This is a genomic window from Ureibacillus sp. FSL W7-1570 (genome assembly GCF_038593265.1).
Lineage (GTDB): Bacteria > Bacillota > Bacilli > Bacillales_A > Planococcaceae > Ureibacillus > Ureibacillus suwonensis.
In genome coordinates this window covers 2,520,507-2,543,765 of sequence record NZ_CP151979.1, presented here as the reverse complement: position 1 = coordinate 2,543,765, position 23,259 = coordinate 2,520,507, and the positions used below count along the sequence as shown (strand labels likewise).

Annotated in this window: 11 protein-coding genes, 9 tRNA genes and 6 rRNA genes; 2 read left to right on the top strand and 24 right to left on the bottom strand. The window is 46.5% G+C overall.

The window, feature by feature from the left end; genetic code table 11:
• Positions 1-11: 11 nt before the first annotated feature.
• The 3 genes from NST13_RS12705 to aceA form a co-directional block, all read right to left on the bottom strand.
• Positions 12-716, bottom strand: a complete 705-nt coding sequence (locus NST13_RS12705; protein WP_342470663.1) for a glycosyltransferase family 2 protein — start codon at positions 714-716, stop codon at positions 12-14.
• Between the two features lie 153 nt (positions 717-869).
• The gene (locus tag NST13_RS12700; protein ID WP_342470664.1) at positions 870-2,042 is read right to left on the bottom strand and encodes an alanine--glyoxylate aminotransferase family protein; all 1,173 of its coding nucleotides are present in this window, start codon (positions 2,040-2,042) and stop codon (positions 870-872) included.
• A gap of 771 nt (positions 2,043-2,813) precedes the next feature.
• On the bottom strand, positions 2,814-4,106 hold the full coding sequence (gene aceA / locus NST13_RS12695; protein WP_342471204.1) for an isocitrate lyase: 1,293 nt from the start codon (positions 4,104-4,106) through the stop codon (positions 2,814-2,816).
• Positions 4,107-4,327: 221 nt separating this feature from the next.
• Between aceA and NST13_RS12690 the strand changes: the two genes are divergently transcribed.
• Positions 4,328-4,993 (top strand): LytTR family DNA-binding domain-containing protein, encoded by a 666-nt coding sequence (locus NST13_RS12690; protein WP_342581855.1) that lies wholly within the window; start codon positions 4,328-4,330, stop codon positions 4,991-4,993.
• A gap of 834 nt (positions 4,994-5,827) precedes the next feature.
• Here NST13_RS12690 and rrf (NST13_RS12685) read toward each other — a convergent pair.
• The 16 genes from rrf (NST13_RS12685) to lysS form a co-directional block, all read right to left on the bottom strand.
• Positions 5,828-5,943, bottom strand: a 5S ribosomal RNA gene (gene rrf / locus NST13_RS12685).
• Positions 5,944-6,003: 60 nt separating this feature from the next.
• Positions 6,004-8,930 (bottom strand): 23S ribosomal RNA (locus NST13_RS12680).
• 137 nt (positions 8,931-9,067) lie between these two features.
• Positions 9,068-10,620 (bottom strand): 16S ribosomal RNA (locus tag NST13_RS12675).
• 109 nt (positions 10,621-10,729) lie between these two features.
• Positions 10,730-10,805: transfer RNA gene (locus tag NST13_RS12670), tRNA-Ala, on the bottom strand.
• Between the two features lie 10 nt (positions 10,806-10,815).
• A tRNA-Pro gene (locus NST13_RS12665) sits at positions 10,816-10,892 on the bottom strand.
• Positions 10,893-10,907: 15 nt separating this feature from the next.
• Positions 10,908-10,984 (bottom strand) — tRNA-Arg (locus tag NST13_RS12660).
• Positions 10,985-10,997: 13 nt separating this feature from the next.
• A tRNA-Leu gene (locus NST13_RS12655) sits at positions 10,998-11,086 on the bottom strand.
• Positions 11,087-11,090: 4 nt separating this feature from the next.
• Positions 11,091-11,165, bottom strand: a tRNA-Gly gene (locus NST13_RS12650).
• A gap of 13 nt (positions 11,166-11,178) precedes the next feature.
• Positions 11,179-11,263: transfer RNA gene (locus tag NST13_RS12645), tRNA-Leu, on the bottom strand.
• A 9-nt stretch (positions 11,264-11,272) separates the two neighbouring features.
• A tRNA-Lys gene (locus NST13_RS12640) sits at positions 11,273-11,347 on the bottom strand.
• Between the two features lie 4 nt (positions 11,348-11,351).
• Positions 11,352-11,427 (bottom strand) — tRNA-Thr (locus NST13_RS12635).
• 5 nt (positions 11,428-11,432) lie between these two features.
• Positions 11,433-11,508 (bottom strand) — tRNA-Val (locus NST13_RS12630).
• A gap of 8 nt (positions 11,509-11,516) precedes the next feature.
• Positions 11,517-11,632 (bottom strand): 5S ribosomal RNA (gene rrf, locus NST13_RS12625).
• 113 nt (positions 11,633-11,745) lie between these two features.
• Positions 11,746-14,672 (bottom strand): 23S ribosomal RNA (locus NST13_RS12620).
• A gap of 195 nt (positions 14,673-14,867) precedes the next feature.
• A 16S ribosomal RNA gene (locus tag NST13_RS12615) occupies positions 14,868-16,420 on the bottom strand.
• The 16S, 23S and 5S rRNA genes sit together here with 9 tRNA genes alongside, the layout of an rRNA operon.
• Positions 16,421-17,006: 586 nt before the next feature.
• Positions 17,007-18,506 carry a lysine--tRNA ligase gene (gene lysS / locus NST13_RS12610; RefSeq protein WP_342470666.1) on the bottom strand — a complete coding sequence of 500 codons (1,500 nt, stop codon included), beginning with the start codon at positions 18,504-18,506 and terminating at the stop codon, positions 17,007-17,009.
• A 185-nt stretch (positions 18,507-18,691) separates the two neighbouring features.
• Here lysS and NST13_RS12605 point away from each other — a divergent pair, with 185 nt between their 5' ends.
• Entirely contained in the window at positions 18,692-19,168 is a 477-nt protein-coding gene (locus NST13_RS12605; RefSeq protein ID WP_342580723.1) for a DinB family protein, read from the top strand.
• Between the two features lie 77 nt (positions 19,169-19,245).
• Here NST13_RS12605 and dusB read toward each other — a convergent pair whose 3' ends face one another.
• The 5 genes from dusB to cysK form a co-directional block, all read right to left on the bottom strand.
• Positions 19,246-20,262, bottom strand: a complete 1,017-nt coding sequence (gene dusB, locus NST13_RS12600; protein ID WP_342470668.1) for a tRNA dihydrouridine synthase DusB — start codon at positions 20,260-20,262, stop codon at positions 19,246-19,248.
• A 69-nt stretch (positions 20,263-20,331) separates the two neighbouring features.
• A complete protein-coding gene (folK, locus tag NST13_RS12595) occupies positions 20,332-20,832 on the bottom strand; it encodes a 2-amino-4-hydroxy-6-hydroxymethyldihydropteridine diphosphokinase (RefSeq protein ID WP_342470669.1) in 501 nt (166 codons plus the stop codon).
• Positions 20,825-21,196 (bottom strand): dihydroneopterin aldolase, encoded by a 372-nt coding sequence (gene folB, locus NST13_RS12590; protein ID WP_342580722.1) that lies wholly within the window; start codon positions 21,194-21,196, stop codon positions 20,825-20,827. The genes folK and folB overlap by 8 nt, the downstream gene beginning before the upstream one ends.
• Before the next feature lie 19 nt (positions 21,197-21,215).
• A complete protein-coding gene (folP, locus tag NST13_RS12585) occupies positions 21,216-22,079 on the bottom strand; it encodes a dihydropteroate synthase (protein WP_342580721.1) in 864 nt (287 codons plus the stop codon).
• Between the two features lie 196 nt (positions 22,080-22,275).
• Complete coding sequence (gene cysK / locus NST13_RS12580) at positions 22,276-23,211, bottom strand: cysteine synthase A (protein WP_342470672.1); 936 nt, start codon at positions 23,209-23,211, stop codon at positions 22,276-22,278.
• Between the last annotated feature and the right edge of the window lie 48 nt (positions 23,212-23,259).

Sequence of the window (23,259 nt, the reverse complement as noted above, 5' to 3'; positions counted from 1 at the left end):
CTCAAGTTTTTTTATTTATTGTACTTAGTGAAATTTGCAATGATTTGGTGAATGATTTTTTGAGTGCTTACAATTTCATCGTAATGAATAATGGAATTCTTTTTTATTTTTGCCCGTCCAATCGGGATTTCGTAAATCGGGATTTTTCGTTTAATTGCCTCCACCAGCATATTGATGTCATAATCATATGAATTTCCAGGCACTTTCATCAACCATGGCAATTCTTTTGTCGGAATCGAACGCAATCCCGTCTGGGTATCTAAAATCCGGCGATGGAATAGTAATTGAAACAGCCATGAAGCCGCTTGCTGGCCAATTGTATTCATAAAGGACAAATCTTTTGATCGGAAGTTGCGCACACCTAATATAATACCATCGGAAAATAACTTCATCTTCTGCAAAATAAGGTTTACATCATCAATGGTATGTTGTCCATGGGCCCCTACCGTCAACACGGAATGCGATTTGGGAAAATGGTTTAAAACATATCCAAACCCTGTCTTTAACGCCCGGCCTTTTCCTTTATTTTCATCATGATGTAATACCATGCATTGATTCATCGCAGAAATTTCCTGGAAAATCGGTTGGTATTTCGAATCACTGCCGTCATTGACGACAACAATTTGATGAATATCCAATTCTAATAAAGTATTTATATAATGAACGAATGTCGGCAAGGGATTAAGAGTCGGTATGATCACAATTGGCCGTTCCACAGCGAGCTCTCCTTAACAAGAAATATACTAATCTATATATTAGTATACTATTATCAAGTATTCTTTTACATTTCATAAATCCATAAAAGTCATAAAAAATTATCATCCGGCCTGGATGATAATTTTGGTTTCATTCTCGATCAGAATGAATTGCTAATTCATCACGGCTTGTTTCATTTCTTTTTGAAAAGCTTCAATCGCTTGTTCAATATTTACGGCAAGGCCCAGCTCCTGAAGCACTTCCCCGATTGTCCGAATTGCCTTCTCCAGCATGTCAGGGGTCGTATTCCCCATATGACCGATGCGGAACGCTTTCCCGGCTAAATGGGCTAATGAACCGGCAACGACGATTCCTTTTGACGCAAGTTTATTTCGAAAAGCGGCATCCTCCACACCTTCCGGATAGAAAATACAACTTAAGGTAGGGGCGGCCACCTCTTCTTCTGCCAACGGTTTCATTCCATAAGTGCGCAATGCGGCCCGAATTCCCCGGCCATATGCGATATGGCGTTTTTCCCTTCTTTCCATTCCTTCATTTAGGACCATTTTCAACGCTTCATTATAGGCATAAATCAAGTTCACCGGTGGAGTCGCAAAATATTTCGATGGATCTTGCATGATCGGCTTCCAATTTTCTATGTCACAATAGTAAGCAGGAATCCGTCCCAATTGTTCCCTTGCCTTTAATGCCGTTTGATTAAACGCAACAATGGCTAAACCTGGTGGTATGCCAATCGCCTTTTGGGAACCGGTCAACACGACATCCAGCTTATAATCCTTGTGTCCGTATGTTTTGCTCATGTTTTCATCCATTGCTGCGGTTGCCACAACCCCATCCAGAATGACCAGGGCACCAGCCCGTTTAATAATCGGCACCAATGTATCCAAATCCGAAAAAACGCCGGTGGATGTATCTGCGTGCGTAATAGTTACAGCCTTATATTGTTTGCTTTTTAATGTTTCTTCCACTAATTTTGGATCTACTTGTTTCCCCCACTCGGATTGCAACACATCCACTTGAATATCATAAGCTTTTGCCAATTGTGTAAAACGGTCGCCAAAATAACCATGGCTGATGACGAGTAAATGTTCCCCTTTGCCCACCGTGTTGACGATCGCCATTTCCATGGCCAATGTACCTGATCCGGCAATGACAAATACTTCGCCATCCGTCTGAAACAATTGTTTTGTTTGTTCCAAGGCATTTTTATACACTTCAACAAAACGCGGGTCGGTATGTCCTCTTGTTTCAGAGGATAGGGCATCATAAATTTCATCCACTACCGGAGTCGGTCCTGGAATTAGTAGAATATCTTTATTTCGCATCTTTCTCTCGTTCCCCTTTTTAATCTTATTTTTAACAATAGATTCTCGGCAAAACCGTTTTTTCCTTCTTATCTTATGTAAAAAAAAAGACCTTACTTGCTCAGTATCCCAGCTAAGTAAGGTGAAATCCCCAATTTACTAAAATCTATTATTCCTTAACATAACCCCTTTAGCAATAACACTATCAATATAGGAGGCAACCTATAGATAGATATTTTACGATCCCCTTTGTGTAAAATGTAAGCGATTTATTGAATTCGTTCCCAAAATGAATAATCAACAAAAATGTACGTTTACCTGCAATTTCGAAACGACCGTTTTATGATTCTTTTATCCCCATTCTTTGCTACTTTTGACCATTTCTAGAATACCTTTTAATGGCGAATACATTTTGAAACTTCCGTTTATGACATTTTCTCAAAGCGATGTTTTAAATGCTGCCCTCATACCATGAATTTTGATGATGTTATAGTTTAAATCCCGACACATATATTGATTCATACATCCGTTGGAACTTCTTCCATTTGGCAGCTGTTACTTGCACGCCTATTGATTTGGAGTAAACAAATTAGGATTGGCTGATTATAATTTTAGGTTCACATCGTGCGATAATTTACTGACATGACGAAAATTATTACGCCTGAACTTACTGCATCGATCGATAATTTCTGATCGACCGCTGATCCTTTGAGTTTTTGGTGAGAAGGGAATGGAACAATGCCAATCCCCTTCCCCTTATCAATAATCTAGTTTTTTATTACCAGATTAAAATTATACGAATTGTTCAGTTTCTGTTGAACCTGCCATCGCAGTTGTTGAAGAAGTACCGCCAGAAATAACCATTGATACTTCATCGAAGTAACCTGTACCAACTTCACGTTGGTGTCTAGTAGCTGTGTAACCTTTTTTCTCAAGATCGAACTCAGCTTGTTGTAGTTTAGAGTAAGCTGCCATACCTTGATCTTTGTATTCAACAGCCAATTCGAACATTGATTTGTTGAGCGTATGGAATCCTGCTAATGTTACGAATTGGAATTTGTAACCCATCTTCGCGATTTCACGCTGGAATTCCGCAATCTCTTTGTCTGAAAGATTTGCTTTCCAGTTGAAAGATGGAGAGCAGTTGTAAGCTAGCATTTTGCCAGGGAATTTAGAATGGATTCCTTCAGCAAATTTACGGGCTTCTTCTAATGATGGTTTAGATGTTTCACACCAGATTAAGTCAGCGTATGGTGCGTAAGCTAAACCGCGGGCAATTGCTTGATCAATGCCTGCTCTTGTTTTAAAGAATCCTTCTGGTGTACGTTCACCTGTGATGAACTCATGGTCACGAGGGTCGATATCGCTAGTTACCATATCCGCTGCATCAGCATCTGTTCTAGCGATTAGGATTGTATCTACACCCATTACGTCTGCAGCTAGACGTGCAGCGATAAGGTTGCGAACTGCGTTTTGAGTTGGAAGCAATACTTTACCGCCTAAGTGACCGCATTTTTTCTCAGAAGCCAATTGGTCTTCCAAGTGTACTCCAGCAGCACCCGCTTCGATCATTGCTTTTACTAATTCAAACACGTTAAGCGGACCGCCGAATCCTGCTTCTGCATCGGCAACGATTGGTGCAAACCAGTCAAAATTATCGTCGCGGCCTTCAGCATGTTCTATTTGATCAGCACGTTGTAATGCTTGGTTAATGCGTTTTACTACAGCTGGAACTGAGTTAGCTGGATATAATGATTGGTCTGGATACATTTGACCTGCCAAGTTAGCGTCAGCAGCTACTTGCCAACCTGATAGATAAATAGCTTTTAACCCAGCTTTCACTTGTTGTACTGCTTGGTTACCAGTCAATGCACCTAATGCATTGATGAAATCTTCTTCATGAAGTAGTTTCCATAGTTTTGCAGCACCACGTTTTGCCAATGTGTGCTCAACCACTACAGACCCCTGTAATTTTACTACTTCTTCTGCGGAGTATGGGCGCTCAATGCCTTTCCAACGTGGATTTTCAGCCCAATCTTTTTTTAGCGCTTCTACTCTTTCTTTTCTTTCTTGTTGTGATAACATTTCTTTCAACACCTTCCCCTTTATTTCAATACACTCTGTTAGAAAAGTAATTTACATTCTGTTTCATAACAGGTATATTTATTGTAAGACTAATATATAACAGTCAATTCAAAAATGTATAATTTTGTGACGAAATACAGAAATTTCAGGATGAAACAATTATTTTGGGGGATAAATACTTAAGATTCTGAATTTTTAAAAAGGGGGAAGTCCATGTGGAGATGAAATGCGTTGCTATTTCAAATAAGGGGTTAGAGCAATTTAATATTATATTAAAAGATTGGATTCCCAAAAACGCATCCATTGCTTTGGCTTGCGAAGATTCTTACATTCATTACTCCCCAAGTGTTGAACATATGCATTTGACAATTGGGGATAAAATTCATCCTGACAGTGTAGCAGCCCGTGTGATGCAAACCCGTATGAAGACGGATCTTGTCATCGATTGTTCCATATTCGGGCAGCCATATTTCGTGATGGGTTATCCAATTTATTTGGATCAAAAAGAAGCGGCACTGATTATTATTTTCCCATCTTCCTATACACCAGAAAAAAAGGAAACTTATAAATTTTTAACGGGCAAACAGGAAGATATGTGGACACCTGTACCGGTCGAAGAAATTACACATATTGAAAGTTTGCAAAAACGGACTTGGTTTTATGCTAATAATGAACAATTTAAAACAAACTTTACATTAAAAGAATTGGAATCTAAGTTGCCTGAATTTTTTATTCGAATTCATCGTTCCTATATATTAAATATTTACTTTATTAAAAACATTACGAAGGACATCACAACCAACTTTATTATCCAACTGAAGAATGGTATCGAATTGCCTGTCAGCCAATCCTATATTAATGATTTGCGTAGAGTTCTTGAGTTTTGACGGATATTAAAAGAGTCTAATTAATTGTATTTAATTTTTGTGACATTGGAATCGAAATAAGGATGAAGCAATGGTATCTCTTCCTTATTTCGATTTTTTTTGATTTTGTATTGTGGAGGAATTTTTTCTTACAATTCTCTAAATACTTGAGTGGTAATAGTTGTGCTTCATTTTCAAGAATAAACAGACTTTCTGTCTTTAATAGATAGGAGTACAAATGCTGAATTAAGCATGTACAAAAACGCTCGTTTAAAGATGTACATTTTTGATTTCCCCTGTATATTACAACTTTACATGGAGTGGCGGGTATGATAGCCTTGGTTGGCTTGCCAGCCCTTGTTACTGCTGGCTTTTTAGCGGCATATCATGCCCGCAGAGGCTCCGTGTCAAGTTGTAATTATGCACTAACTTGTATAGAGAGCCGTATAACGGTCAAAAGTGTACATGCTTATATAAGCAAAAATGTACATTTTGATACAGACATTTACATAGGAGGAACTTTTTTGGTAATTAAAACCACTACTTTCGTGGTGTTTCTGCTTGCGAAGCGACGTCCTACTCTCGCAGGGGGTCCCCCAACTACCATCGGCGCGAACTCCGAAGCACGTTGACCGGCTACTCTCGTCAGCTTCGGCGGTCCGGTGCTCACGTACCCGACGCTTGCGCTCCGTGCCGCCTCGCTTCCTTGATCTTCTTCTCGTCTACTACTAATGGTTCTTCTGCTTGACTCTTTTATTCCTGTTTCTGTATCGCGCCGAGCTGACCTCCGGTCTTTGGTATTTGGGGGCTTATTTTGGGCAATAAGAAAACACCACTTTCGTGGTGTTTCTGTTTGCGAAGCGACGTCCTACTCTCGCAGGGGGAAGCCCCCAACTACCATCGGCGCTAAAGAGCTTAACTTCCGTGTTCGGTATGGGAACGGGTGTGACCTCTTTGCCATCGTCACTTCACCATATTTAGTTGAGAGGTTGTTCTCTCAAAACTGGATAACGGCATTGAAAGCTTTTCTTTTGGTTAAGTCCTCGATCGATTAGTATCCGTCAGCTCCACACGTCACCGTGCTTCCACCTCGGACCTATCTACCTCATCGTCTTTGAGGGATCTTACTTGCTTATGCAATGGGAAATCTCATCTTGAGGGGGGCTTCATGCTTAGATGCTTTCAGCACTTATCCCGTCCACACATAGCTACCCAGCTGTGCCTTTGGCAAGACAACTGGTACACCAGCGGTGTGTCCATCCCGGTCCTCTCGTACTAAGGACAGCTCCTCTCAAATTTCCTGCGCCCACGACGGATAGGGACCGAACTGTCTCACGACGTTCTGAACCCAGCTCGCGTACCGCTTTAATGGGCGAACAGCCCAACCCTTGGGACCGACTACAGCCCCAGGATGCGATGAGCCGACATCGAGGTGCCAAACCTCCCCGTCGATGTGGACTCTTGGGGGAGATAAGCCTGTTATCCCCGGGGTAGCTTTTATCCGTTGAGCGATGGCCCTTCCATGCGGAACCACCGGATCACTAAGCCCGTCTTTCGACCCTGCTCGACTTGTAGGTCTCGCAGTCAAGCTCCCTTATGCCTTTACACTCTGCGAATGATTTCCAACCATTCTGAGGGAACCTTTGGGCGCCTCCGTTACCTTTTGGGAGGCGACCGCCCCAGTCAAACTGTCCACCTGACACTGTCTCCCAAGCCGATCAGGCTTGCGGGTTAGAATTTCAGTACAACCAGGGTAGTATCCCAAGGGCGCCTCCAGGGAAGCTGGCGCTCCCCCTTCTACGGCTCCTACCTATCCTGTACAAGTTGCACCGAAATTCAATATCAGGTTACAGTAAAGCTCCACGGGGTCTTTCCGTCCTGTCGCGGGTAACCTGCATCTTCACAGGTACTATAATTTCACCGAGTCTCTCGTTGAGACAGTGCCCAGATCGTTACGCCTTTCGTGCGGGTCGGAACTTACCCGACAAGGAATTTCGCTACCTTAGGACCGTTATAGTTACGGCCGCCGTTTACTGGGGCTTCAATTCGGAGCTTCGCTTGCGCTAACTCCTCCTCTTAACCTTCCAGCACCGGGCAGGCGTCAGCCCCTATACGTCACCTTGCGGTTTTGCAGAGACCTGTGTTTTTGATAAACAGTCGCCTGGGCCTATTCACTGCGGCTCATCGGGGCTTGCACCCCAATGAGCACCCCTTCTCCCGAAGTTACGGGGTCATTTTGCCGAGTTCCTTAACGAGAGTTCTCTCGCTCACCTTAGGATTCTCTCCTCGACTACCTGTGTCGGTTTGCGGTACGGGCACCTCCCGCCTCGCTAGAGGCTTTTCTTGGCAGTGTGAAATCAGGAACTTCGCCTCCTAAGAGGCTCCCCATCACCGCTTGGCGTTACGGGAAGCGGATTTGCCTACTTCCCCGCCTTGCGGCTTGGACACGCGCGACCAACGGCGTGCTTTCCCTATCCTCCTGCGTCCCCCCATTGCTCAAACGGCGGGGAGGTGGTACAGGAATATCAACCTGTTGTCCATCGCCTACGCCTTTCGGCCTCGGCTTAGGTCCCGACTAACCCTGAGCGGACGAGCCTTCCTCAGGAAACCTTAGTCATTCGGTGGATGGGATTCTCACCCATCTTTCGCTACTCATACCGGCATTCTCACTTCTAAGCGCTCCACCAGTCCTTCCGGTCTGACTTCTGCGCACTTAGAACGCTCTCCTACCACTCGTGCGAAGCACGAATCCACAGCTTCGGTGAACCGTTTAGCCCCGATACATTTTCGGCGCAGCGTCACTCGACCAGTGAGCTATTACGCACTCTTTAAATGATGGCTGCTTCTAAGCCAACATCCTGGTTGTCTAAGCAACGCCACATCCTTTTCCACTTAACGGTTACTTTGGGACCTTAGCTGGTGGTCTGGGCTGTTTCCCTCTTGACCACGGATCTTATCACTCGTAGTCTGACTCCCGCGTCTAAATAGCTGGCATTCGGAGTTTGTCTGAATTCGGTAACCCGAGGTGGGCCCCTAGTCCAAACAGTGCTCTACCTCCAGTATTCGTTACGCGAGGCTAGCCCTAAAGCTATTTCGGAGAGAACCAGCTATCTCCAAGTTCGATTGGAATTTCTCCGCTACCCACACCTCATCCCCGCACTTTTCAACGTGCGTGGGTTCGGGCCTCCAGTGAGTGTTACCTCACCTTCACCCTGGACATGGGTAGATCACCTGGTTTCGGGTCTACGACCACGTACTCTTTCGCCCTATTCAGACTCGCTTTCGCTGCGGCTCCGTCTCCTCGACTTAACCTTGCACGTAATCGTAACTCGCCGGTTCATTCTACAAAAGGCACGCCATCACCCGTTAACGGGCTCTGACTACTTGTAGGCACACGGTTTCAGGTTCTCTTTCACTCCCCTCCCGGGGTGCTTTTCACCTTTCCCTCACGGTACTGGTTCACTATCGGTCACTAGGGAGTATTTAGCCTTGGGAGATGGTCCTCCCGGATTCCGACGGAATTTCACGTGTTCCGCCGTACTCAGGATCCACTCTGGAGAGGATGGATTTTCGACTACAGGGCTGTTACCTTCTACGGCCGTCCTTTCCAGAACGGTTCGTCTAACCCATCCTTTTGTAACTCCGTATAGAGTGTCCTACAACCCCAAGAGGCAAGCCTCTTGGTTTGGGCTGTTCCCGTTTCGCTCGCCGCTACTCAGGGAATCGATGTTTCTTTCTTCTCCTCCAGGTACTTAGATGTTTCAGTTCCCTGGGTGTGCCCTCTTAACGCTATGAATTCACGTTAAGATACTGCTCCATTACGAGCAGTGGGTTGCCCCATTCGGAAATCTCCGGATCAAAGCTTACTTACAGCTCCCCGAAGCATATCGGTGTTAGTCCCGTCCTTCATCGGCTCCTAGTGCCAAGGCATCCACCGTGCGCCCTTACTAACTTAACCTAAAAATTAAGAGCTTACAGTAAATTTCTTGCTTTCAATGTCGTTTATCCAGTTTTCAAAGAACAAAACTCTTGATTGAAGGCATGAACCTTCAAAACTGAACCCAAAACGTTAATGTTTTCCGTTTATATCCTTAGAAAGGAGGTGATCCAGCCGCACCTTCCGATACGGCTACCTTGTTACGACTTCACCCCAATCATCTGTCCCACCTTCGGCGGCTGGCTCCCGGAGGGTTACCTCACCGACTTCGGGTGTTACAGACTCTCGTGGTGTGACGGGCGGTGTGTACAAGGCCCGGGAACGTATTCACCGCGGCATGCTGATCCGCGATTACTAGCGATTCCGGCTTCATGCAGGCGAGTTGCAGCCTGCAATCCGAACTGAGAGTGGCTTTTTGGGATTCGCTCCCCCTCGCGGGTTTGCCGCCCTTTGTACCACCCATTGTAGCACGTGTGTAGCCCAGGTCATAAGGGGCATGATGATTTGACGTCATCCCCACCTTCCTCCGTATTTGTACGGCAGTCTCCTTAGAGTGCCCAACTGAATGATGGCAACTAAGGACAAGGGTTGCGCTCGTTGCGGGACTTAACCCAACATCTCACGACACGAGCTGACGACAACCATGCACCACCTGTCACCGCTGTCCCCGAAGGGAAAGCCATGTCTCCATGGCGGTCAGCGGGATGTCAAGACCTGGTAAGGTTCTTCGCGTTGCTTCGAATTAAACCACATGCTCCACCGCTTGTGCGGGCCCCCGTCAATTCCTTTGAGTTTCAGTCTTGCGACCGTACTCCCCAGGCGGAGTGCTTAATGCGTTAGCTGCAGCACTAAGGGGCGGAAACCCCCTAACACCTAGCACTCATCGTTTACGGCGTGGACTACCAGGGTATCTAATCCTGTTTGCTCCCCACGCTTTCGCGCCTCAGCGTCAGTTACAGGCCAGGAAGCCGCCTTCGCCACTGGTGTTCCTCCATATCTCTACGCATTTCACCGCTACACATGGAATTCCGCTTCCCTCTCCTGCACTCAAGTCTCCCAGTTTCCAATGACCCTCCCCGGTTGAGCCGGGGGCTTTCACATCAGACTTAAGAGACCGCCTGCGCGCGCTTTACGCCCAATAATTCCGGACAACGCTTGCCACCTACGTATTACCGCGGCTGCTGGCACGTAGTTAGCCGTGGCTTTCTAGTAAGGTACCGTCAGGGCGCAGCCAGTGACTGCTGCGCTTGTTCTTCCCTTACAACAGAGCTTTACGATCCGAAGACCTTCTTCGCTCACGCGGCGTTGCTCCATCAGGCTTTCGCCCATTGTGGAAGATTCCCTACTGCTGCCTCCCGTAGGAGTCTGGGCCGTGTCTCAGTCCCAGTGTGGCCGATCACCCTCTCAGGTCGGCTACGCATCGTCGCCTTGGTAGGCCGTTACCCCACCAACTAGCTAATGCGCCGCGGGCCCATCCTATAGTGATAGCAGAACCATCTTTCAACCCCGAAGCATGCGCTTCGGTGTGTTATCCGGTATTAGCACGCGTTTCCGCGAGTTATCCCGGTCTATAGGGCAGGTTACCCACGTGTTACTCACCCGTCCGCCGCTAACCAATTAAAAAGCAAGCTTTCTAATTGGTCCGCTCGACTTGCATGTATTAGGCACGCCGCCAGCGTTCGTCCTGAGCCAGGATCAAACTCTCCATAAAAGAAAAGTTGATTAGCTCAAACTTTTGTCCGTATCCAATCCGCCAACGAGGGTCAACGAATTGGAAAATTTATATCATTAACGTTTCGGTGTTCAGTTTTCAAGGTTCATGGTGGAGCATAGCGGGATCGAACCGCTGACCTCCTGCGTGCAAAGCAGGCGCTCTCCCAGCTGAGCTAATGCCCCAACATAACAATGGTCGGGAAGACAGGATTCGAACCTGCGACCCCTTGGTCCCAAACCAAGTGCTCTACCAAGCTGAGCTACTTCCCGGTCCCTTTTCTTTTATGGCGCGCCAGGCAGGAGTCGAACCCACAACCTTCTGATCCGTAGTCAGACGCTCTATCCAATTGAGCTACTGGCGCTTCATCTTCATGTTGGTGCCGAGGACCGGAGTCGAACCGGTACGGTAGTCACCTACCGCAGGATTTTAAGTCCTGTGCGTCTGCCTATTCCGCCACCCCGGCTTTTTGGAGCGGAAGACGGGGTTCGAACCCGCGACCCCCACCTTGGCAAGGTGGTGTTCTACCACTGAACTACTTCCGCATAAATTAAAATATGGTGCGGGTGAAGGGAGTCGAACCCCCACGCCGTAAGGCGCTAGATCCTAAGTCTAGTGCGTCTGCCAATTCCGCCACACCCGCAATATTAAATGGTGAGCCATGAAGGACTTGAACCTTCGACCCTCTGATTAAAAGTCAGATGCTCTACCACTGAGCTAATGGCTCATGATGGTGCCGGCGAAAGGAATCGAACCCTCAACCCACTGATTACAAGTCAGTTGCTCTACCAATTGAGCTACACCGGCACGTATGGTGGAGGATGACGGGATCGAACCGCCGACCCTCTGCTTGTAAGGCAGATGCTCTCCCAGCTGAGCTAATCCTCCATCTGATAGCCTAGCGACGTCCTACTCTCGCAGGGGGAAGCCCCCAACTACCATCGGCGCTAAAGAGCTTAACTTCCGTGTTCGGTATGGGAACGGGTGTATCCTCTTTGCCATCGTCACTAGACTATTTAATTTGGAACATGAATTATTATAACACTTTATTAACGAATTACAAGTGTTTTTTTTAAATAATTTTTGTTCCTTCAAAACTGGATAACGGCATTGAAAGCATTTCTTTTGGTTAAGTCCTCGATCGATTAGTATCCGTCAGCTCCACACGTCACCGTGCTTCCACCTCGGACCTATCTACCTCATCGTCTTTGAGGGATCTTACTTGCTTATGCAATGGGAAATCTCATCTTGAGGGGGGCTTCATGCTTAGATGCTTTCAGCACTTATCCCGTCCACACATAGCTACCCAGCTGTGCCTTTGGCAAGACAACTGGTACACCAGCGGTGTGTCCATCCCGGTCCTCTCGTACTAAGGACAGCTCCTCTCAAATTTCCTGCGCCCACGACGGATAGGGACCGAACTGTCTCACGACGTTCTGAACCCAGCTCGCGTACCGCTTTAATGGGCGAACAGCCCAACCCTTGGGACCGACTACAGCCCCAGGATGCGATGAGCCGACATCGAGGTGCCAAACCTCCCCGTCGATGTGGACTCTTGGGGGAGATAAGCCTGTTATCCCCGGGGTAGCTTTTATCCGTTGAGCGATGGCCCTTCCATGCGGAACCACCGGATCACTAAGCCCGTCTTTCGACCCTGCTCGACTTGTAGGTCTCGCAGTCAAGCTCCCTTATGCCTTTACACTCTGCGAATGATTTCCAACCATTCTGAGGGAACCTTTGGGCGCCTCCGTTACCTTTTGGGAGGCGACCGCCCCAGTCAAACTGTCCACCTGACACTGTCTCCCAAGCCGATCAGGCTTGCGGGTTAGAATTTCAGTACAACCAGGGTAGTATCCCAAGGGCGCCTCCAGGGAAGCTGGCGCTCCCCCTTCTACGGCTCCTACCTATCCTGTACAAGTTGCACCGAAATTCAATATCAGGTTACAGTAAAGCTCCACGGGGTCTTTCCGTCCTGTCGCGGGTAACCTGCATCTTCACAGGTACTATAATTTCACCGAGTCTCTCGTTGAGACAGTGCCCAGATCGTTACGCCTTTCGTGCGGGTCGGAACTTACCCGACAAGGAATTTCGCTACCTTAGGACCGTTATAGTTACGGCCGCCGTTTACTGGGGCTTCAATTCGGAGCTTCGCTTGCGCTAACTCCTCCTCTTAACCTTCCAGCACCGGGCAGGCGTCAGCCCCTATACGTCACCTTGCGGTTTTGCAGAGACCTGTGTTTTTGATAAACAGTCGCCTGGGCCTATTCACTGCGGCTCATCGGGGCTTGCACCCCAATGAGCACCCCTTCTCCCGAAGTTACGGGGTCATTTTGCCGAGTTCCTTAACGAGAGTTCTCTCGCTCACCTTAGGATTCTCTCCTCGACTACCTGTGTCGGTTTGCGGTACGGGCACCTCCCGCCTCGCTAGAGGCTTTTCTTGGCAGTGTGAAATCAGGAACTTCGCCTCCTAAGAGGCTCCCCATCACCGCTTGGCGTTACGGGAAGCGGATTTGCCTACTTCCCCGCCTTGCGGCTTGGACACGCGCGACCAACGGCGTGCTTTCCCTATCCTCCTGCGTCCCCCCATTGCTCAAACGGCGGGGAGGTGGTACAGGAATATCAACCTGTTGTCCATCGCCTACGCCTTTCGGCCTCGGCTTAGGTCCCGACTAACCCTGAGCGGACGAGCCTTCCTCAGGAAACCTTAGTCATTCGGTGGATGGGATTCTCACCCATCTTTCGCTACTCATACCGGCATTCTCACTTCTAAGCGCTCCACCAGTCCTTCCGGTCTGACTTCTGCGCACTTAGAACGCTCTCCTACCACTCGTGCGAAGCACGAATCCACAGCTTCGGTGAACCGTTTAGCCCCGATACATTTTCGGCGCAGCGTCACTCGACCAGTGAGCTATTACGCACTCTTTAAATGATGGCTGCTTCTAAGCCAACATCCTGGTTGTCTAAGCAACGCCACATCCTTTTCCACTTAACGGTTACTTTGGGACCTTAGCTGGTGGTCTGGGCTGTTTCCCTCTTGACCACGGATCTTATCACTCGTAGTCTGACTCCCGCGTCTAAATAGCTGGCATTCGGAGTTTGTCTGAATTCGGTAACCCGAGGTGGGCCCCTAGTCCAAACAGTGCTCTACCTCCAGTATTCGTTACGCGAGGCTAGCCCTAAAGCTATTTCGGAGAGAACCAGCTATCTCCAAGTTCGATTGGAATTTCTCCGCTACCCACACCTCATCCCCGCACTTTTCAACGTGCGTGGGTTCGGGCCTCCAGTGAGTGTTACCTCACCTTCACCCTGGACATGGGTAGATCACCTGGTTTCGGGTCTACGACCACGTACTCTTTCGCCCTATTCAGACTCGCTTTCGCTGCGGCTCCGTCTCCTCGACTTAACCTTGCACGTAATCGTAACTCGCCGGTTCATTCTACAAAAGGCACGCCATCACCCGTTAACGGGCTCTGACTACTTGTAGGCACACGGTTTCAGGTTCTCTTTCACTCCCCTCCCGGGGTGCTTTTCACCTTTCCCTCACGGTACTGGTTCACTATCGGTCACTAGGGAGTATTTAGCCTTGGGAGATGGTCCTCCCGGATTCCGACGGAATTTCACGTGTTCCGCCGTACTCAGGATCCACTCTGGAGAGGATGGATTTTCGACTACAGGGCTGTTACCTTCTACGGCCGTCCTTTCCAGAACGGTTCGTCTAACCCATCCTTTTGTAACTCCGTATAGAGTGTCCTACAACCCCAAGAGGCAAGCCTCTTGGTTTGGGCTGTTCCCGTTTCGCTCGCCGCTACTCAGGGAATCGATGTTTCTTTCTTCTCCTCCAGGTACTTAGATGTTTCAGTTCCCTGGGTGTGCCCTCTTAACGCTATGAATTCACGTTAAGATACTGCTCCATTACGAGCAGTGGGTTGCCCCATTCGGAAATCTCCGGATCAAAGCTTACTTACAGCTCCCCGAAGCATATCGGTGTTAGTCCCGTCCTTCATCGGCTCCTAGTGCCAAGGCATCCACCGTGCGCCCTTACTAACTTAACCTTACGGCTTACGATTTGCTTGCGCCTCGTAACCCTTGATGGTTTGCTTTTCTATCAGAAAAGCGTAAGAACTTTACAGTAAATTTCTTGCTTTCAATGTCGTTTATCCAGTTTTCAAAGAACAAAACTCTTGATTGAAGGCATGAACCTTCAAAACTGAACCCAAAACGTTAATGTTTTCCGTTTATATCCTTAGAAAGGAGGTGATCCAGCCGCACCTTCCGATACGGCTACCTTGTTACGACTTCACCCCAATCATCTGTCCCACCTTCGGCGGCTGGCTCCCGGAGGGTTACCTCACCGACTTCGGGTGTTACAGACTCTCGTGGTGTGACGGGCGGTGTGTACAAGGCCCGGGAACGTATTCACCGCGGCATGCTGATCCGCGATTACTAGCGATTCCGGCTTCATGCAGGCGAGTTGCAGCCTGCAATCCGAACTGAGAGTGGCTTTTTGGGATTCGCTCCCCCTCGCGGGTTTGCTGCCCTTTGTACCACCCATTGTAGCACGTGTGTAGCCCAGGTCATAAGGGGCATGATGATTTGACGTCATCCCCACCTTCCTCCGTATTTGTACGGCAGTCTCCTTAGAGTGCCCAACTGAATGATGGCAACTAAGGACAAGGGTTGCGCTCGTTGCGGGACTTAACCCAACATCTCACGACACGAGCTGACGACAACCATGCACCACCTGTCACCGCTGTCCCCGAAGGGAAGGCCATGTCTCCATGGCGGTCAGCGGGATGTCAAGACCTGGTAAGGTTCTTCGCGTTGCTTCGAATTAAACCACATGCTCCACCGCTTGTGCGGGCCCCCGTCAATTCCTTTGAGTTTCAGTCTTGCGACCGTACTCCCCAGGCGGAGTGCTTAATGCGTTAGCTGCAGCACTAAGGGGCGGAAACCCCCTAACACCTAGCACTCATCGTTTACGGCGTGGACTACCAGGGTATCTAATCCTGTTTGCTCCCCACGCTTTCGCGCCTCAGCGTCAGTTACAGGCCAGGAAGCCGCCTTCGCCACTGGTGTTCCTCCATATCTCTACGCATTTCACCGCTACACATGGAATTCCACTTCCCTCTCCTGCACTCAAGTCTCCCAGTTTCCAATGACCCTCCCCGGTTGAGCCGGGGGCTTTCACATCAGACTTAAGAGACCGCCTGCGCGCGCTTTACGCCCAATAATTCCGGACAACGCTTGCCACCTACGTATTACCGCGGCTGCTGGCACGTAGTTAGCCGTGGCTTTCTAGTAAGGTACCGTCAGGGCGCAGCCAGTGACTGCTGCGCTTGTTCTTCCCTTACAACAGAGCTTTACGATCCGAAGACCTTCTTCGCTCACGCGGCGTTGCTCCATCAGGCTTTCGCCCATTGTGGAAGATTCCCTACTGCTGCCTCCCGTAGGAGTCTGGGCCGTGTCTCAGTCCCAGTGTGGCCGATCACCCTCTCAGGTCGGCTACGCATCGTCGCCTTGGTAGGCCGTTACCCCACCAACTAGCTAATGCGCCGCGGGCCCATCCTATAGTGATAGCAGAACCATCTTTCAACCCCGAAGCATGCGCTTCGGTGTGTTATCCGGTATTAGCACGCGTTTCCGCGAGTTATCCCGGTCTATAGGGCAGGTTACCCACGTGTTACTCACCCGTCCGCCGCTAACCAATTAAAAAGCAAGCTTTCTAATTGGTCCGCTCGACTTGCATGTATTAGGCACGCCGCCAGCGTTCGTCCTGAGCCAGGATCAAACTCTCCATAAAAGAAAAGTTGATTAGCTCAAACTTTTGTCCGTATCCAATCCGCCAACGAGGGTCAACGAATTGGAAAATTTATAACATTAACGTTTCGGTGTTCAGTTTTCAAGGTTCATTTATAATAGAGACAACTTTTATAATATAACATTTAAACTTTCGTATGTCAACAACTTTTTAAGTCGTTCTCTTATGAATCGCCAAGCATTTTATTAAAATAACTTTCATCGGCGACAGCTTTTATATAATAACATCCGAAAAATCAGATGTCAACACTTTTCGCTATTTTTTATTTGTATTTTTCATCGATCAAACATTGATTTTTGGCTATCCACCAAAAACAAAGCTCTCTGACTATTATGTTAATAGGTAACCGATTCAATTACAACTCTATGAAAAAACCTTCACTTAACATTCAAATCTTTATAAAAATTTATTCGCGATCGTTTAAATATTATTATCCGTCAAAAGAAAACAAGGATGGTCTTGAATTGAAATCCGCAAGACCTGCCCGTTCGCAAAAAGAAATCGCTGTCTGGAAAATTAGGAAGTTTCCAGACAGCCATAATAACTCATTATTTTCTATTAAAAACAATCAGTCTCTTGGACGCATTGTTGGGAATAGTAATACGTCACGGATAGATTGAGAGTTTGTCAATAACATCACTAAACGGTCGATACCGATCCCTAAACCGCCAGTTGGAGGCATACCGTATTCCAATGCTTCAAGGAAGTCTTCATCCATTTCATGTGCTTCATCGTTTCCGGCAGCTTTTTCAGCTAATTGCGCTTCGAAACGTTCCCGTTGGTCGATTGGATCGTTTAATTCTGTAAAGGCATTGGCATGTTCTCGGCGAACGATGAACAATTCAAAGCGATCCGTGAAACGTTCATCTTCTGCATTTTTCTTCGCTAATGGAGAAATTTCAACAGGATGACCGTACACAAATGTCGGCTGGATTAATGTTTCCTCCACTTTTTGCTCGAAGAATTCGTTAATGATATGGCCTACATCATGCATATCTTGAATTTCCACACCATGCTCTTTTGCAAGGCTTCTTGCTTCTTCAAGTGTCATTGGTTGCCAGAAGTCCACACCCGTTACTTCTTTAATGGCATCCACCATATGCACCCGTTTCCATCCTGGTGAAAGGTCGATTTCATCTTCCCCGTATTGGATTTTTGTTGTGCCGAGCACTTCTTGGGCTACATGGGAAATCAAGTTTTCCGTAAGCTCCATAATATCGCGGAAATCCAAATAAGCACCGTATAGTTCCAATAACGTAAATTCCGGATTGTGACGTGTTGAAATACCTTCATTACGGAATACTCGTCCAATTTCGTAAACTTTTTCGAGTCCGCCTACAATTAAACGTTTTAAATGCAATTCCAGTGCAATGCGCAAGTATAAATCCATATCCAAGGCATTATGATGGGTAATGAATGGGCGTGCTGCTGCGCCCCCGGCAACTGTGTGTAAAATTGGTGTTTCCACTTCCAAATAACCTTGTCCATCTAAAAAGTTGCGGATTGAACGAATAATTTTGGAACGAGTAATAAACGTTTCTTTGCTTTGAGGATTTGTCATCAAGTCTAAATAACGTTGGCGATAGCGTTGTTCAACGTCCTGCAACCCGTGGAATTTCTCAGGCATTGGCCGCAATGATTTTGATAGGAAAGTGAATTCATTCGCTTTTACGGAAAGTTCCCCGGTATTTGTTTTGAAAACGACTCCGCGAACACCAACGATATCTCCCAAATCCGCATGTTTAAATAAATCGTAGGCTTCTTCCCCTACCCGATCTTGACGTACATAAATTTGAATTTGACCAGCTACATCTTGGATGTGGGCAAATCCGGCTTTCCCTTTTCCACGCTTTGTCATGATACGCCCAGCAACAATTACTTCATTCTCTTTTTCTTCCAACTCTTCTTTTGTAAATGCATCAAATTCTTCGCGAACCCCAGAAGACAAGTGTGTGCGTTCGAAACGTTGACCAAATGGATCGATACCCTTTGCACGAATATCATTTAACTTTTGGCGTCTCACCAAAAGCTGATCATTTAATTCTTCAATATTTGACACGTCTTTCACTCCTCATAAATTTTAAAACGTTCTTTTCATAGTCCACAATGTTTCTATTGTACACAATTTCTATCTTCTCTTCATCTATTTTGAAAGATTTTTTACGTTTTCCCGACGATTAAAAAGATAAATACTTTCGGATATAATGTTCTTATATTCAGAAGTAATAATATACTTTTCAGGAGGTGTTTTCAATGTATCGCAAAATTGATGACTTCATCAAAGATTGGAAAGTCAATTGTGCCGGAACCATTGCCATTATGGAATCCATCACGGAAGATAAAAAACATGTTTCCATTGTGGAAGGCCACAATTCCCTTGAGTTCCTAAGTTGGCATTTGACGAATGCCCCTTCTTTCTTCTTCGGTTTAATCGGTCAGCCGTTGAATGTACAGCTTAATCCGTCCACACCCCCGCAGACAATAAAAGATATCATCTATGAATATAAAAAAGTAAGCGATGAAGTTGTTAAGAATGTAAAAAACTTAAAGGATGAATCATTGGAAAAAGAAGTGGACATGCTCGGAAAACCGACGCCTATTGGTGAAATACTCCGCTCATTGGTCGATCATCAAACCCATCACCGCGCGCAAATGCAAGTATTATTGAGACAAGCCGGTTTGCCTGTCCCTGGCGTCATGGGACCGACAAAAGAACAATCAAAGGCGTAAAGATGTACATTCAGTACAAGCCGTCTCAGGTTTTGAGACGGCTTTATCACATACTTTATTTAGATTGAGAATAATTTCTATACAACCAGAAACTCCGGTTGCGGCTGTTCTTCCCATTGTTCCACTACACCGAGTAAAATGGCACGCATTTCATCCGCTGTTTCCACTTGATTAATCGCATTTCGAACATTGCCGTTGCCGCGGATTCCTTTTAAATACCAAGCTGCATGTTTACGCATTTCCCGTACGGCCACATATTCCCCTTTTAATTGGATGAGGCGTTCAAAATGCAATAAACAAACATCGATTTTTTCCCGAACGGACGGCTCCGGTTTCAACTCGCCGGTTTCCAGGTATTGCACTGTTCGATAAATCATCCATGGATTTCCTAGCGCAGCCCGACCGATCATCACGGCATCAACGCCGGTTTCATCCAACATGCGTTTGGCATCTTGCGGCGTTTCCACGTCACCATTGCCTATGACTGGGATGTTGACATGTTCCTTTACTTGGCGAATCACATTCCAATCGGCTTTCCCTTCGTACATTTGAACCCTTGTCCGTCCGTGTACGGCTACGGCGCTGCCGCCAGCTCTTTCAATGGCTTGCGCATTTTCAACAGCAAAGATATGTTCATCATCCCAACCGATGCGCATTTTTACCGTCACCGGCTTGTTCACCGCATCCACAACCGCCGCCACCATTTCATACACTTTTTCCGGATTCAACAACCATTTTGCACCCGCTTCACATTTAATGACCTTGTTTACAGGGCAGCCCATATTAATGTCAATGATATCCGCATTTGTATATTGATCGACAAATTTGGCCGCTTCCACAAGGGTCTCCTTTTCTCCTCCGAAAATCTGCAGGGCAATCGGTTTTTCCCTTTCATCTATATAAAGCATCTCCAACGTTTTCTTGTTGCGGGTAACCAATCCTTTATCGCTGATCATTTCAGCGTAAACGAGACCCGCCCCAAATTCCTTCACCGTGAGTCTAAAAGCCACGTTGCTTACTCCCGCCATTGGAGCCAGCACCACGCGGTTTGCCATCACAATATTCCCAATTTGAAAAGGCTTTTTCTCATTCAACGCGCCGTCCCCCCTTTCCGTTCGAACAATTGTATATAAACGCCTGCTATTACACGTTGTCAATCATCGTTACAAAGAGATCGAATCCTTCCACTTCCGGATGCCTTCTTTTTCAAGATCCATGTCCTTTAATGCGGCTTCCGCTTGAACCAGTTTTTCAGTGAATGGCTTCCTTGCCACATCTTTCAGCGGAACGAGCACAAAGGCTCTTTCAAACATCCGCGGATGGGGAATGATTAAATTCTCCGTTTCAATATTGTCGTTATTATACAATAAAATGTCAAGGTCAATGGTCCTTGGTCCCCATCGGATTGTCCTTACGCGCCCCAATTCATTTTCAATGGACTGGCACGCTTCCAACAATTCAAATGGAGTTAAAGTTGTACGGGCATAAATCGCAATATTTAAAAAGGAGGGTTGATCAACATATCCTACTGGCGCCGTTTCATATACGGGAGATATCTTTTGGACAAAAATCCCCGCTTTCCGTCGAAGCAATTCAATTGCCGCTTTTAAATTTTCTTCCCGGTCTCCCATGTTGGTTCCTAAAGATAAATAAACATCATTCACTGTAATGACCCCTTACAATTTCGACCGCCACTTCCTTATAATGTCCTGGAATTGGCGGATCCGGTTTAACGAGTTCCACTTTGCATCCAAACACTTGTCCTTCGTATTTTTCCAAAATGGTTGAAGCAATCGCCTCCGCTGCAGCTTCAATCAATTGATAAGGTTTTCCTTCCATAATGGATTTGCATAATTCATACACTTCCACATAATTCACTGTATATTGCAAATCGTCGGTTTCTCCTGCTTTTCTTGTATTTACCGCAAGGGATACCGTCACCCGGAACCGTTGACCCAACACCGTTTCTTCGGGCAACACACCGTGATATCCATAAAATTGCATATCTCTCAAATGAATATAATCCATAACACTCCTCCTAAAAGAATTAATGTCTTTCAGGGAGTTCACCCTTCACTTCAAATTTTCCCATCAAAGCATCCATCATTTTCACCGTTCTTGCCACTTCCTTCACATCGTGGACCCGAACGATATGGCAACCTTTCATGACACCATATGCACATGTGGCGGCTGTACCCTCAACCCGTTCATGCAACGGCAGTCCCAAAATCGTACCGATCAGCCGTTTTCTTGATGTGGCTAACAACACCGGATATCCCCATTCGACGAGCTCGTCCAATCGCTGCATTGTTTCAATGCTTTGCTGCAAGTTCTTCACAAAGCCGATACCCGGATCCAGAATGATATGCTCATCCGGCACGCCGGCAGCTTTGACGATCTCAATACTTTCCTTTAAGTCATTTAAAAAATCCTCAAAGTAATTGGTGTAATTCGCATCCTCCCGATTGTGCATCAAAATGATGGGAACGTTATACTGGGAAGCGACTTTGGCCATTTCCGGATCCGCCTTTGCACCCCATATGTCATTAATGATATGCGCACCCGCTTCAATGGCAGCCCGGGCAACAGCCGATTTATAAGTATCAATGGATATGATGGCCGGTACTTCTTCTCTCAATGCTTTTATGACCGGAACGACACGGGCAATCTCTTCCTCATCCGAAATGCGGGTATATCCAGGACGGGTCGACTCACCGCCGACATCAATGATTTTCGCGCCATCTTGCACCATTTGTTTGGCATGCTCTATAGCTGCATCAAGGGAATTGTACTTCCCTCCGTCAGAAAATGAATCCGGCGTCACATTTAAAATCCCCATCACGAAAGTCTCTTTTGTATAATCGAGCTCTATATTATTAATCATTAACGGTTTAGGATATTTCGATAACATGAAAAACGCACCCCAAATCATTCTTCGTCCTAAATTCATTCGAAACAAGTATACCATTTCCGTAGAAGAAGGACTTAATACTTTTTCTCTTCGCCCTTGGATGAAACACCCAAAATTTCCCGTGCAATATCCAATTAAAATTTTGCAAAAAAAAATCGACATCATCCAAAAAGGACAATGCCGATTTTTCTTCATATTAGTCTTCAAAGTTGTATAAAGCTGTTGATAAGTAACGTTCACCGTTAGATGGAACAATTGCTAGAACGTTGGAACCTTTGCCTAAGCGTTTTGCCGTTTGGATTGCTGCGTAGATGGCAGCACCTGAAGAAATACCGCATAAAATACCTTCTTCACGGCCTACTTTACGAGCTGTTTCGAAGGCTTGTTCATTTTCTACCGGGAATACAGAATTGTAAACTTCAGTATTTAATACTTCCGGTACGAAGCCTGCACCAATACCTTGGATTTTGTGTGAACCTGGTTTACCGCCGGATAATACTGGTGAATCTTTAGGTTCAACCGCAATAATTTCAATGTTAGGGAATTTTTCTTTTAACACTTCCCCGGCACCTGTGATTGTACCGCCAGTACCAACCCCAGCAACAAAGGCATCCAATTGTACTCCTGAATTTTCAAATGCTTCCACAATTTCAGGACCTGTAGTTAAACGGTGGATTTCTGCGTTTGCAGGGTTTTCAAATTGTTGTGGCATGAAATAACCATTTTCTTCTGCAAGAGCTGTTGCTTTTGCAATGGCACCTTTCATACCTTCAGGACCAGGTGTTAATACCAATTCAGCACCATAAGCGCGAAGCAATTTACGGCGTTCGATACTCATTGTTTCAGGCATTACTAAAATTGCGCGGTAACCTTTTGCGGCAGCGATCATTGCAAGCCCGATACCAGTGTTTCCTGAAGTTGGTTCGATAATTGTGCCGCCTGGTTTTAATCGGCCGTCTTTTTCAGCCGCTTCAATCATCGCTAAAGCAATACGGTCTTTAACTGAACTTCCTGGGTTGAAATATTCCAATTTCACCCAAACTGTTCCTTCATCTTCAGTTGTTTGATGATTTAATTTTACGATTGGTGTACGACCTACTAATTCAGTAATAGAATTATATAATTTGCTCATCACGGGTTCCCCTTTCAAATACCGACTATGTTTATAGGTTTTCATGTT